At 62.8% G+C, this 12,807-nt stretch carries 14 protein-coding genes; 6 read left to right on the forward strand and 8 right to left on the reverse strand.

From position 1 onward, the window contains the following. The first annotated feature begins 18 nt into the window (after positions 1-18). Entirely contained in the window at positions 19-396 is a 378-nt protein-coding gene (locus HNP73_RS23200; protein ID WP_343063225.1) for a RidA family protein, read from the forward strand. A 2-nt stretch (positions 397-398) separates the two neighbouring features. Then, the gene (hemW, locus tag HNP73_RS07400; protein ID WP_343063213.1) at positions 399-1,583 is read left to right on the forward strand and encodes a radical SAM family heme chaperone HemW; all 1,185 of its coding nucleotides are present in this window, start codon (positions 399-401) and stop codon (positions 1,581-1,583) included. 6 nt (positions 1,584-1,589) lie between these two features. On the opposite strand, the gene HNP73_RS07405 is transcribed toward hemW, so the two are convergent. The 7 genes from HNP73_RS07405 to hemJ form a co-directional block, all read right to left on the reverse strand. Further along, positions 1,590-2,477 carry a ParB/RepB/Spo0J family partition protein gene (locus tag HNP73_RS07405; RefSeq protein WP_184147922.1) on the reverse strand — a complete coding sequence of 296 codons (888 nt, stop codon included), beginning with the start codon at positions 2,475-2,477 and terminating at the stop codon, positions 1,590-1,592. Between the two features lie 13 nt (positions 2,478-2,490). After that, positions 2,491-3,300, reverse strand: a complete 810-nt coding sequence (locus HNP73_RS07410) for a ParA family protein (protein WP_425486620.1) — start codon at positions 3,298-3,300, stop codon at positions 2,491-2,493. Beyond that, positions 3,293-3,919, reverse strand: a complete 627-nt coding sequence (rsmG, locus tag HNP73_RS07415; RefSeq protein ID WP_184147924.1) for a 16S rRNA (guanine(527)-N(7))-methyltransferase RsmG — start codon at positions 3,917-3,919, stop codon at positions 3,293-3,295. The genes HNP73_RS07410 and rsmG overlap by 8 nt, the downstream gene beginning before the upstream one ends. After that, positions 3,916-5,778: a tRNA uridine-5-carboxymethylaminomethyl(34) synthesis enzyme MnmG gene (gene mnmG, locus HNP73_RS07420; protein ID WP_184147925.1), complete on the reverse strand. Its 1,863-nt coding sequence runs from the start codon at positions 5,776-5,778 to the stop codon at positions 3,916-3,918. Before mnmG ends, rsmG begins: the two co-directional genes overlap by 4 nt. Before the next feature lie 4 nt (positions 5,779-5,782). Next, positions 5,783-7,069, reverse strand: coding sequence for a tRNA uridine-5-carboxymethylaminomethyl(34) synthesis GTPase MnmE (mnmE, locus tag HNP73_RS07425; protein WP_184147926.1), 1,287 nt, complete (start codon positions 7,067-7,069; stop codon positions 5,783-5,785). 25 nt (positions 7,070-7,094) lie between these two features. Further along, entirely contained in the window at positions 7,095-8,378 is a 1,284-nt protein-coding gene (rho, locus tag HNP73_RS07430) for a transcription termination factor Rho (protein WP_184147927.1), read from the reverse strand. 126 nt (positions 8,379-8,504) lie between these two features. Further along, a complete protein-coding gene (gene hemJ, locus HNP73_RS07435) occupies positions 8,505-8,960 on the reverse strand; it encodes a protoporphyrinogen oxidase HemJ (protein WP_184147928.1) in 456 nt (151 codons plus the stop codon). A gap of 560 nt (positions 8,961-9,520) precedes the next feature. On the opposite strand from hemJ, the gene HNP73_RS07440 reads away from it, so the two are divergent. The 4 genes from HNP73_RS07440 to dnaQ are packed head-to-tail and all read left to right on the forward strand — an operon-like array spanning position 9,521 to position 12,252. Further along, positions 9,521-10,147, forward strand: a complete 627-nt coding sequence (locus HNP73_RS07440) for a Maf family protein (RefSeq protein WP_184147929.1) — start codon at positions 9,521-9,523, stop codon at positions 10,145-10,147. Further along, positions 10,144-10,974, forward strand: a complete 831-nt coding sequence (locus tag HNP73_RS07445) for a shikimate dehydrogenase (protein ID WP_184147930.1) — start codon at positions 10,144-10,146, stop codon at positions 10,972-10,974. The genes HNP73_RS07440 and HNP73_RS07445 overlap by 4 nt, the downstream gene beginning before the upstream one ends. Continuing rightward, positions 10,971-11,576 (forward strand): dephospho-CoA kinase, encoded by a 606-nt coding sequence (coaE, locus tag HNP73_RS07450; RefSeq protein WP_184147931.1) that lies wholly within the window; start codon positions 10,971-10,973, stop codon positions 11,574-11,576. The genes HNP73_RS07445 and coaE overlap by 4 nt, the downstream gene beginning before the upstream one ends. Further along, on the forward strand, positions 11,569-12,252 hold the full coding sequence (dnaQ, locus tag HNP73_RS07455; protein ID WP_184147932.1) for a DNA polymerase III subunit epsilon: 684 nt from the start codon (positions 11,569-11,571) through the stop codon (positions 12,250-12,252). The genes coaE and dnaQ overlap by 8 nt, the downstream gene beginning before the upstream one ends. A gap of 4 nt (positions 12,253-12,256) precedes the next feature. On the opposite strand, the gene secB is transcribed toward dnaQ, so the two are convergent. After that, a complete protein-coding gene (secB, locus tag HNP73_RS07460; protein WP_184147933.1) occupies positions 12,257-12,751 on the reverse strand; it encodes a protein-export chaperone SecB in 495 nt (164 codons plus the stop codon). Positions 12,752-12,807 lie beyond the last annotated feature (56 nt).

Consider the following 12,807-nt stretch of genomic DNA (forward strand, 5'->3'; position numbering starts at 1 on the left):
CTCTCGAGGAGCCGAAGCGTGCGCAGGCAGATATCCAGTGGGTCGCCCTTTGAAGCCCGGTTCGGCTATTCACGGGCCATCGCGCAAGGGGACTGGTGTTTCGTGTCCGGCTCCACGGGGTACGACCCGGAGACAGGTACGCTGCCGACCGACGCTGGCGATCAGGCCCGTGCGGCGTTCAGGACGATCGAGGCCGCGCTGACGGAAGCCGGCTTCAGCCTCACGGACGTGGTCCGCGTCCAGTATACCGTGACCGACCGCGCGCATTTTCCGGCGCTGGAGCCGGTGGTCAGCACGGCTTTCGGTGACGCACGACCCGCCGCGACCATGGTCTTCGCCGATCTTCTCAATCCCGACATGAAGGTCGAAATCGAGGTCACGGCATTCCGGGGATGAGCGTGTCCACGGCTCCGGTTGCTCCGGCAGCATCCACCGACTGGCAACACGGCGGTTTCGGCATCTATGTCCACTGGCCGTTTTGCGCGGCCAAGTGCCCGTACTGCGACTTCAACAGTCACGTCCGCAACCAGATCGATACCGCCCTCTGGACCAGCGCGCTTGTGACCGAGATCGAGCGCGCCGCGGCCGAAGTGCCCGGTCGACGCGTCGAGAGTGTCTTCTTCGGCGGCGGCACGCCGAGCCTGATGCCACCCGACACAGTCGGCGCGGTGATCTCGGCGATTGATCGCGGCTGGGGCATCGCGGAAGACGTCGAGATCACCCTTGAAGCCAATCCGACGTCAGTTGAAGCCGAACGGTTCCGCGGCTTTCGCGACGCCGGCGTGAATCGGCTGTCCATGGGCATCCAGTCACTCCATGACGTTGACCTGCGGGCGCTTGGCCGCCGCCACACCGCAGCGGAGGCGCTGAAGGCGTTTGACATCGCCCGGACGAGCTTCACCCGTGTCAGCTTCGATCTGATCTATGCCCGCCAACGTCAGACGGTGGCGGACTGGGAGAGCGAGCTTCGGATGGCCCTCGACCTCGCCGTCGATCATCTTTCGCTCTATCAGCTCACGATTGAACCCGGCACCCGATTTGGTGAGCTCGCGGCACGGGGCAATCTGCGTGATCTGCCCACCGACGGGAACGCGGCCGAGATGTATGCCATCACCCAGGATATTTGCCGGGATGCGGGCATGCCGGCCTATGAGGTCTCAAATCACGCCCGAAAAGGGGCAGAGAGCCGGCACAATCTGGTCTATTGGCGATATGGTGACTATCTCGGCATCGGACCCGGCGCCCACGGGCGCGTGACACTCGGGCCGACTCGTTGGGCGACCGAGGCGGTCCGATTGCCCGAAGCCTATCTTGACGCGATCAATACCAGCGGAACCGGCATCATCCTGCGTGAGCCGGTGGAACCGGCCGACCAGGCGGTCGAAATGCTGATGATGGGACTACGTCTCGCCGAAGGCGTCGACGCAGGCCGGTACGCCGCGCTTGCCGGCAAGCCACTCCCGGCCGATCGGCTGGGCGAACTCTGTGATCTCGGATTGCTCCGCCCCATCGACGGCCGGGTCATTGCGACTCCGGATGGCCGTCGATTGCTGAACGCGGTTCTGCGCCGGCTCCTCGCCTGACCCCGACTATTGCGACAGGAGCTGGCAGAGACCGTCAAGTTCTTCAAGCGTGCCGTAGCGGATCCGGAGCTCCCCGGACTTGGACCCCGGGCGATGGTCGATCGTCACCTTCAGCCGTAGCGCCGCAGTCAGATCTTCCTCCAGCGCACGCGTGTCCGCATCCTTTGCCGCTGCGTGTCGCTGGACCTGCGCGGACGCGCCTGGAGTAGTGGTCGACGCTGCGGCTCGGGCGAGCGCCTCCGCCTGTCGGACCGAAAGGCCCTTTTCAACAATCTGGCGCGCCAGTGGCTCCGGCGAGGGGATTGTCACCAGCGCTCGGGCATGACCCGCGGTCAGTTTGCCCTCCCGCAGCAAGTCGAGCACGGGTTCGGGCAGCGTGAGCAGCCGCAGGAGATTTGCGATGTGGCTCCGGCTCTTGCCAAGTGCTTCGCCAAGCCGCTCCTGCGTATGGCCGAACCGATCCATCAGCTGGCGGTATCCGAAGGCTTCCTCCAGTGGGTTCAGGTCTGCCCGCTGGATGTTCTCAATGATCGCGAGCTCGAGAACTTCCGTGTCATCCAGATTCCGGATCACCGCTGGCAGGTTATGGATCCCGGCGCGCTGTGCCGCGCGCCACCGACGCTCACCAGCGACGATCTCCCACGTCTCGGGTTCCACGGGGTGCGGCCGCAGGATAAGCGGCTGGATGACGCCCTTCTCGCGGATCGATGCGGTAAGTTCTTCGAGTTCGCGCTCGTCGAAATCCCGCCGCGGCTGTGCCGGGTTCGGACGGATCCGTTCGATTGGGACACTCGAGTCGGCGGGGATCCGGCGTGGTGCTTCTTCAGCAGGTGCCGGACCAACGTCCGCGAGGAGGGCAGAGAGGCCTCGGCCGAGGCCCTTGCGCGGTTCCATGAATTCGGTCTCCTCAGACGACTTCGGCGAGTGGTTTGCGGCCCATGCGGGCGAGCAATTCGCCGGCGAGTTGCTGGTAGGCAATGCTGCCTGCGCTGGTCCGATCGTAGATCAATGCCGGAACTGCATGGGAGGGCGCCTCACTCAGCCTGACATTGCGGGGAATTACCGTGTCGTAGACCAGTGTCCCGAGGTTGGCCCGGACGTCTGTCGCGACTTGTCCCGAAAGGTTGTTCCGACGGTCATACATCGTGAGGACGATGCCTTGGATCCGAAGCCTCGGGTTCGACGACTGCCGGACGCTTTGAACCGTGCGCATCAACTGGGAAAGACCTTCCAAGGCGAAGAACTCGCACTGGAGTGGCACGAGGACGGAATCCGCAGCAACCAGCGCATTGATTGTCAATAGGTTGAGCGACGGCGGGCAATCGATCAGGATATAGTCCTGTCCCAGTACCGTATCGCTGTCGGTCGACAAAGCTCTCTGCATCTTGTGGAGCCTGGCCGGGTCCGTCACCATATCTACGTCAGCTGAGCTCAGATCTGGCGTTGCCGGGATGATCGTGAGCCCGGGTATCATTGTGGGATAGACCTGAATTGCAAGGTCTTCACTGAAGAGCAGGTCGTAGGACGTGAAGTCCCGCAGCGCCGCGGGGATACCAAACCCGGTGGAAGCGTTACCTTGCGCGTCGAGGTCGATGACAAGCACCCGGTGGCCAAGGGCGGCCAGTGCCGTTCCGAGGTTGATTGCCGTCGTGGTCTTGCCGACGCCACCCTTCTGATTTGCAATTGCGAGGATATGGGGCTCGCGCAACTCAGACACGGTCAAGATCTCCGATTTCGACGATTGCTGCATTCGGATCCGTCAGACTCCGATGCAGACGGGGATTGAAGCGCCAACTCTCCTGTGCTTCCTCGACCTCCTTATGCACCGTCCGGCCCTTGTGAAACAAGCCGATACCGTCAGGCTTCCGGTGCTTTTCGGTCATTTCCAGCAAGTTCGTGAGCGAGGTGAGGGCGCGTGCGGATATGACATCTGCGGATTGTGGAGGCAGTGCCTCGATCCGCTCTGTCACGACGTGGGCAGGCAAATCTGCTTCGCGGATAACTGACTGGAGGAACGCGCATTTCCTCGCATCGGACTCGATCAGACGGAACTCTGTGCCCGGGTGGTCTGTGGCGAACGCCGCGATGACGAGGCCCGGGAAGCCTGCGCCGGAACCAAGGTCGAGCCAGAGCCCCTTGGTCAGTGGTTGGATCGACCAGAGTTGTGCTGAATCGGCGATATGGCGGTGCCAAACCTGTTCGAGGGTGTCCTTTGACACGAGGTTTATTTTTGGGGACCATTTTTTGAGGAGTGCCACGTGAATGTCGAGGCGCGCCATTGTTTCACGTGAAACATTGAACGTCCGTTCAACGTCTTCCCGGCGGAGCGACGTCATTGTCTGCCCGATCGGATGTGTAGCAGGATCTGATTGAGGGCCACGGGTGTCATTCCTTCAATCCGGCCCGCTTGCGCAAGGGTTGCCGGCCGCGATCGCTCCAATTTCGCCCGGAGCTCATTCGAGAGTCCACCGAGCGCATCATACCCCATGGTCTCTGGAATGCGCACCGCCTCATCTCGCCGAAGTCTCTCTGCGTCCATAGCCTGTCGAGCAAGATATGGCGCGTATCTGGCTTCAATTGCCAGCTGGCGCAAGATCGGCGGGGCAACTTTTGAAAGTTCTCCTAACCCGAAAACCGCGTCGGGATCGACGTTCGCATGACCCAGGATATCGAACAGGGAACGCCTTACCCCGTCCAAATTCAGTCCGAATCCTAACCGGGATGCTTCTGTTGGCGTCATGGTGTGGGATACTGCCGAGGCGCGCGCCCGATCGAGAAGTATCGCCTTTGCCTCGTACGCGGTCCGACGCGATACACCAACGCATCCCAACTCGACCCCCTTCGGGGTCAATCTCTGATCCGCATTGTCTGCCCGCAGATGCAGGCGAAACTCCGCGCGAGAGGTGAACATTCGGTATGGTTCCGACACCCCTCGCGTGATGAGATCATCAATCATGACCCCGAGGTAGGATTCGTCCCTGGTAAAGACCGCACTATCCAGGTCGAGCGCCCTCCCAGCCGCGTTCAACCCCGCAACCAGACCCTGCCCGGCGGCCTCCTCGTAGCCTGTTGTCCCGTTGATCTGGCCAGCCAAAAAGAGGCCCGTCCAATCTCGGGTTTCCAATGTCGGTCGCAGGTCGCGTGGATCCACGTAGTCGTACTCGATCGCATAGCCCGGGCGGAGGATGCGGCAACGCTCCAACCCTTCGATGCTCTGGACGAGCTCGACCTGAACATCCTCGGGCATCGATGTAGAGATCCCGTTCGGATAGATCGTCGGATCGTCCAGCCCTTCCGGTTCCAGGAATATCTGATGCGACGCCTTTTCGGCAAACCGAACGATCTTGTCCTCGATTGAGGGGCAGTATCTCGGTCCAACTCCATTGATTTGCCCGCCAAAGAGTGCCGATTTCGTGAGATTTCGATCAATCAGGGCGTGGGTTCTGGCATTCGTCGCGGTGATTCCACACGAGACCTGCCGACAAGACATCTCCTCGGTCAAGAACGACAGGAAAACCGGGGCCGCATCAGCCTCTTGTTGTCCAACGCGGGTCCAGTCAATGGTTCTGCCATCGAGACGAGGAGGGGTCCCTGTCTTGAGGCGCCCGAGAGTGACTCCAAGTTCGTCCATACGCTCGGCCAGCCGGACCGACGCCGGATCACCCTGTCGGCCTGCCGGGATCGTTCGTTGACCGATATGTATGACCCCACGCAAGAATGTCCCGGTGGTCAGGACAACGGCACCGGCGGTGATCTGGCTTCCGTCCGCAAGGGTGCATCCCGTGACGATGCGGTTCTTTACCAGCAGATCGACGGCTTCTCCTTCGATCACGCTCATACGCGGTTCGGTTTTGATAATGTTCTGTATCGCCGCTCGGTAAAGCGCGCGGTCTGATTGAGTTCTCGGCCCCTGGACCGCTGGCCCCTTGCTTCGATTGAGCAGGCGATACTGGATTGCGGAGGCGTCGGCAGCGCGACCCATGGCGCCGTCGAGCGCATCAATTTCCCGAACGATGTGCCCCTTGCCCAATCCACCGATCGCCGGATTGCAGGACATTTCTCCAAGTCGGTCAAAGCGATGCGTTATGAGGACAGTGTCCGCTCCGCGTCGGGCGGCCGCAAGGGCCGCTTCCGTTCCGGCGTGGCCGCCGCCGATCACGATCACGTCGAAATTTCGATGTTTCACGTGAAACATCTCCTTACTTGCCGAGACAGAAACTCGAAAAAATCACGTCCAGTACCGCCTCTACATCCACGCGCCCGACCAGAAAATCAAGCGATGCAAGCGCCAGACGCAGCTCCTCCGCCGCCAATTCTACGTCGCCGAGCCGCAAACAACCCCTCCCACGCTCCAAGGCTGCGAGAGCACGTTCAGTCGCCTGTCTCTGCCTCGCATGCGAAATAGCACCGCCGCCCGTCACTCGTAACGAGAGCACATCCGAAATTCGACCAAGCAGATCATCGACCCCCTTGCCGGTCGCTCCGGAGACCCCCGGCTCATCATGAAGATCGGCCTTCCCGCGAACGACGATATCGTCCGCCTCGCAAGCCACTCCCAGAACAGCCAGATCTGAATCATCCTCAACCAGAAAGACGCGAAGGTCCGCCGCGCGGGCTCGAAGCCGCGCCCGCTCGACGCCGGCCGCCTCGATGCCCTCGGCATCGCGCAAACCCGCCATATCGAGCACCGTCACCGGAAGCCCGCGCAGATCAAGACGAACCTCGAGAATATCTCGCGTGGTCCCGGCCTGGTCTGACACCAGCGCGACGTCACGCCGGGCCAGCCGGTTCAACAGGGTCGATTTCCCCGCATTCGGCAAACCGACCAACGCCACGTCGAAGCCCTCGCGAAGCCGCTCACTCGCGACTGCACCATCCAGCTCGCGGCGCATCTCATCCAATGGACCAACGAGATCCCGCATGGCAACTTCGACGAGATCGTCCGGAAGTTCTTCATCGGAGAAATCAATTGTTGCTTCAACCAGCGCCAACGTCCGAAGCACGGCACCGCGCCACTCGCCGACCAGCGCAGACAATCCGCCATCCAACAACCCGACGGCTTGCCGACGTTGCGCGGAGGTCTCCGCAGCCAGCAGGTCGCCCAGTCCTTCGACCTGTGCCAGGTCGAGCCGATTGTTCATGAGGGCGCGACGTGAGAATTCCCCGGGTGCGGCGAGACGCAGGCCCTCAAAACCGGCGAGCGTCGCAAGCAGCGCCCGAATGACAGCGCCGCTTCCGTGGGTCTGAAGTTCGACGCAATCTTCGCCGGTGAAACTGCCCGGTCCGGGGAACCCCAGAACGATTGCCTGGTCGAGCCGGTCTCCCGATTGAGGATCGCGCAGCCAGCGCAGCGATGCCCGACGCGGAGCGACAATCGCTCCCGTCAGACGCTCGGCCACTTCGAAAGCCATAGGCCCGGAGATGCGGACCATCGCCACCGCAGACTTCCCAGGTACTGTTGCCGGCGCAAAAATAGTATCCGACATGAATACCTGGAGTATACGTTGCGTTCTAGCTGTTCATGGAGTCGAAGAACTCGGAATTCGACTTGGTTTGCTTCAGCTTGCCAAGAAGGAATTCGATCGCATCGGTTGTGCCCATCGGGTTCAGGATGCGCCTCAGAACGAACATCTTGGTGAGATCGGACTTCTCAACCAACAGTTCTTCCTTACGAGTACCCGACTTCAGGATATCGATCGCCGGGAACACGCGCTTGTCGGCGATCTTGCGGTCAAGGATGATCTCGGAGTTACCGGTACCCTTGAACTCTTCGAAGATCACCTCGTCCATGCGGCTGCCCGTATCAATGAGCGCCGTGGCGATGATGGTGAGTGATCCGCCCTCTTCGATGTTCCGCGCCGCACCGAAGAACCGTTTCGGCCGTTGCAGGGCGTTGGCGTCGACACCACCGGTCAGAACCTTGCCCGAACTCGGCACGACCGTATTGTACGCGCGCCCGAGGCGAGTGATGGAGTCGAGCAGGATCACCACGTCCCGCTTGTGCTCGATCAGCCGCTTGGCCTTCTCGATGACCATTTCCGCAACAGCCACGTGCCGGGTCGCCGGCTCGTCAAAGGTCGAGGAAATGACCTCGCCCTTCACCGACCGCTGCATGTCGGTCACCTCTTCCGGCCGCTCGTCCACGAGCAGAACGATGAGGTAGCACTCAGGGTGGTTCTTCTCGATTGATGCGGCGATGTTCTGGAGGATCACCGTCTTGCCGGACCGCGGCGGCGCGACGATCAGCCCGCGCTGGCCCTTGCCGATCGGCGACACGAGGTCGATCACCCGTGTCGTCTTGTCCTTGATGGTCGGGTCTTCGATCTCGAGCTTCAGGCGCTCATCAGGGTAGAGCGGCGTCAGGTTGTCGAAGTGGACCTTGTGCCGGGCCTTCTCGGGGTCCTCGAAATTGATCTTCGAGACCTTCACCAGCCCGAAGTAGCGCTCGCCCTCTTTCGGGGCGCGGATCACTCCCTCGACGGTATCGCCGGTACGGAGCGCGAACTTCCGGATCTGGTTCGGGCTGACGTAAATGTCATCAGGCCCGGCGAGGTAGTTCGCCTCCGGCGAGCGCAGGAAGCCGAAGCCATCCTGGAGCACCTCGAGCACGCCGTCCCCGGAGATCTCGACGCCCTCTTCCGCCATGTCCTTGAGGATGGCGAACATCATGTCGCCTTTTCGCATCGAGGACGCGTTGTCGATCTCGAGTTCCTCGGCGAGCCGCAGCAGGTCAGCCGGGCTCTTCGCCTTCAGGTCAGCGAGCGAGAGCTGTTCAAAATCAGTCGATAAATCCATCAGGATACTCAATCCGCCTCAGAGTGGGGATATTTGGGGAGGGGAAGCTGCCGGATGCTGCTGGAAGATCCGCTGGTGTTGATCCCCTTGTCACAAGTGGGGAGCATTGTCAAATGGCGCAAGGCCTCAGAATGGCCTGACTATGACCATGATCAGAATAACCGCAAGCGCAAGCGCGGGGATCTCGTTCAACATCCGCCAGCGGCGCGACGAAACCCGGTTTTCTCCCTTGATGAAGTCCTTGCGACGTCTGCCCAGCCAGTGATGAAACCATGTGAGAATGCTGACCATGGTCAGCTTGACGTAGATCCAGCCGTCGCTCGTCCAGCTTACCAGCCCGGGGGTCAGCGCCAGCGCTATGCCGAATATCCAGGTCGCCGTCATCGCCGGATTCATGATTCCCCGGAACAGCCGGCGCTCCATGGTCTCGAACACCCGGCCGATCTCGGTTCCGCTGCCTCCGCTCTCGGCGTGGTAGACAAAGAGCCGTGGCAGATAGAGCAGGCCCGCCATCCAGCTTACCACCGCGAAAACATGGAGAACTTTGGTCCATGGATAGAGGCTTGTCAGGAAATCCCACACGGGTCGGCGACTTTCGGGCTGATGTCGTTCCCCAATCGCCTAACACTCCCCCGACGGTCGGGAAAGCCCAGCCTCCCTTTCTTATCTTGATTAAGATTCTTGGATCTTTGGAAGGAGAAGGCAGGAGTGGGATTATCGGGGATTATCGTTGGTCCACGATTTCCCACAGGGTTTTCCACAGATACGGCGTTTTTCCACAAGCGCCTACGATTCAATCTATGGTTGAAAACCGGGAATCTTTATTAGTTAATTTCAATAACTTGCAATATGACGTTGGGGCGATCCACAGGTTCCGGTTCGCGCAAACAGACCGATTTTCGTGCCAGTGTTTCAAGTTATCCCGTGTACCGGGCGGTTCAGTGATCCCGCGGGATCCCCTGTGGGCGGGATCCCTCCGAACAGGATCCCGCGGGTACGATCCTCGATATCCCAAGGGCCCACCCGCGGCGATACAGGAGTTATCCACGGATCCATCCAGAGGAATTTTTGCCTGCGATCGTGACGCTGACGGATCCACCGGGCTTGCGCCGGTTCCATCGTCGCGGCAAAAGTCGGCGGAGATGTCCCTCGGTACCGTTCCCTCTGCTCCGCCCGGCTCCCTGATTCTCGCCTCACGCTCGGAAGCTCGGGCGCGGATGTTGCGAGAGGCGGGCGTGACCGCCGAGGCCGTGTCCGCTGCCATCGACGAAGCGGCGGTGAAGGCGGGGATGCTCGCGGAGAGTGCGCCACCCCGGGACGTCGCGGACATGCTCGCCGAACTGAAGGCCCGGCGTGTGGCCGGGCGCCACCCTGATCGCCTGGTGCTCGGTGCCGATCAGGTGCTGGTGCTCGACGGTGTGATCTTCGACAAGCCGGCCGATCGTACCGCCGCGCGGGCACAGCTCGCCGCGTTGCGCGGCAAGAAGCACGAACTCCTCTCCGCTGCGGTGATCTTCGAAGCCGGAGCGCCGGTCTGGCGCCACGTGGGCCGCGCCGTCCTGACCATGCGGTCATTCAGCGACACCTTCCTTGAGGAATACCTGGACGCAGAGGGTGCCCTCGCGTTCGACTCCGTCGGCGGATACCGCATCGAAGCCCGCGGCGCGCAGCTCTTCTCCCACGTTGCCGGCGATCTCTTCACCATCATGGGCCTGCCTCTGCTCGAGGTACTCGGCTTTCTCAGAACCCGGGGAATCTGCACAGAATGACAGATGAGCCACGCCTGGCCGCCGTTACCGGCTGGCCGATCGCCCATTCGCGCTCGCCGCTCGTGCACGGGCACTGGCTGCGACGCTACGGCATCAGGGGTCACTACATCCCGGTTGCCCTGGCACCAGAGGCCTTCGCCGAAGGCTTCTCCGCCATGCCAAAGCTCGGATTTCGCGGAACGAACGTGACGATCCCCCACAAGGAAATGGCGCTCGCCCTCGCAACCGACGTTTCAGACGAAGCGCGCGCGATCGGTGCGGCCAACACCATCACATTCCGCGAGGACGGCTCGATCCACGCCGACAACACTGACGGATACGGCTTTCTTGCAAACCTGCGCGATGCCGCACCGGCCTGGGACGCCGCCGCCGGTCCTGCGCTCGTGCTCGGGGCAGGGGGCGCGTCGCGGGCCATCGTCCATGCCCTGCGCGGTGCCGGCGCCCCGGAAGTCTGGATTGCCAACCGCACCGCTGCCCGGGCCGAGGCGGTCGCCGATCACTTTGGCGAGGGGATCCGCGTCCTCGACTGGGAGCGGGCCGAGGCGGTCGCCGGAGACGCCGCGACCATCGTCAACACCACCTCGCTTGGCATGAAACCCGGTGAGCCGATGCCGGTCGCACTCGACCGGCTGTCCTCGGGCGTACTCGTCACCGACGTGGTCTATGGTGCCGAGCCAACCGCTTTCGTCGCCGCCGCTCGCGCCCGCGGGCTGATGGCCGTCGATGGCCTTGGCATGCTGCTGCATCAGGCGGTCCCGGGGTTCGAGCGGTGGTTCGGCGTCCGGCCAGAGGTCGATGCCGAGCTGCGCGCGGCCGTTTTGGCATGAACCGCCCCTGGCGTCTCGGCCTGACAGGCTCGATCGGCATGGGGAAATCCACCACGGCCGGCCTCTTTCGCGAAGAGGGAGTGCCGGTCTGGGATGCCGACGCCTCGGTCCATGAACTCTACGCCAAAGGCGGCGGCGCCGTTGCCGCAATCGCCGGGCTCGCTCCGGACGCGGTCATCGACGGTGAAGTCCGGCGGGAGCGCCTGCGGGACGCGATCGCCGCAGACCCTGCGCTGCTCGACCGGATCGAGGCGGCGGTGCATCCGCTGGTCGCCGCCGACCGCCTGGGGTTTCTGGCGGGCCATCAGGATGAGCCGGTCGTCGTCCTCGATATCCCGCTGCTGTTCGAAGGCGGCAGCGCAGACGTGGTCGACGAAATCCTCGTCGTCAGCGCCCCGGCGGAGGTCCAGCGGGCGCGCGTCCTTGCAAGGCCCGGAATGGACATCGCAAGCTTCGAGCGCATCCTCGCCCGCCAGCTTCCCGATGCGGAGAAGCGGGCGCGCGCGACTTACGTGATCGACACGAGCCGTGGCGTCGAAGCCGCCCGGGCCGATGTGGCCGCACTGCTCGACCGGATCAGGAAGGAACACCGCCATGCGTGAGGTCGTCCTCGACACCGAGACCACCGGCCTCGATCCGTTCTCCGGCGACCGGCTCGTCGAGCTTGGCGCGGTCGAGCTCCTGAACCACATGCCGACTGGCCGGACCTATCACGCCTATCTCAACCCGCAACGCGACGTGCCGGCCGAGGCGGTGGCGGTGCACGGGCTGACGGCGGAGTTTCTCAGCGACAAGCCGCTTTTCGGCGCGGTGGCGGCAGAGTTCGTGGCGTTTCTCGGCGATGCGCGGCTGGTGATCCACAATGCCGCCTTCGACATGAAGTTCCTGAATGCCGAGCTCGGATGGGCCGGATTCGCGACCATGCCGTTTTCGCGCGCCATCGACACGCTCGACCTCGCACGGCGGCGGTTTCCCGGCGCGAACAACACGCTGGACGCGCTTTGCCGCCGGTTCGGCGTCGACAACTCCAGCCGCGAGAAACACGGCGCGCTGCTCGACTCCGAACTGCTGGCCGAGGTCTATCTCGAGCTCAAGGGCGGGCGGCAACCTGACTTCGCGCTGAGTGTCGTCGCGAGCCGCAGCGGGACGACCGCGGCGGTCTGGGTCCCGCCGGCGCGGCCACGCCCGCTCGCACCGCGCGTGACCCCGGCCGAGGCCGAGGCCCACGCGGCTTTCCTTGCCGAACTGGGGTCCGCGGCCCTCTGGAATACGCCCTGAAGCGTCAGGCCTGCGCCGGAGCGGAGTCCGGTGCCGCTTCTGCCTGCCGGCGTGCCACCTCCGCACGATAGAGCGCGAGGAAATCCACCTGATCGAGGTTCATCGGCGGGTAGCCACCGTCGCGCGTCACGTCGCTGACGATCCGGCGAACGAAGGGAAACATCAGCCGCGGGCATTCGATCATCAGGAGCGGATGGATCTGCTCCTGCGGCACGTTCTGCACCTGAAAGATGCCGCCGTAATCAAGCTCGAGGATGAAGATCGGCGTCTGGGCGATCTCGGACTCGACCTTGACCTTCAACGTCACTTCATAGTGCTCGGCGGCCCTCTGCTGGGCGTCGATGCCAAACTGGATCTTGATGTCCGGCTTGCCCTCTGACGAGACAAAACCTTTCTGGGCCGCGATATTCTCGAACGAGAGATCGCGGACATACTGCGTCAGGTTCTGCATTCGCGGGGTGGCGGGGGCGGCGGCTTCACCGGTTGCTTCGTCGGCCATGATGTCAGGATCCCTCTCCGGTCGGGCGGCGGTCTAGCATGCCGTCCGAGTCCCCA

Source organism: Amaricoccus macauensis (assembly GCF_014201905.1).
GTDB classification, from domain to species: domain Bacteria; phylum Pseudomonadota; class Alphaproteobacteria; order Rhodobacterales; family Rhodobacteraceae; genus Amaricoccus; species Amaricoccus macauensis.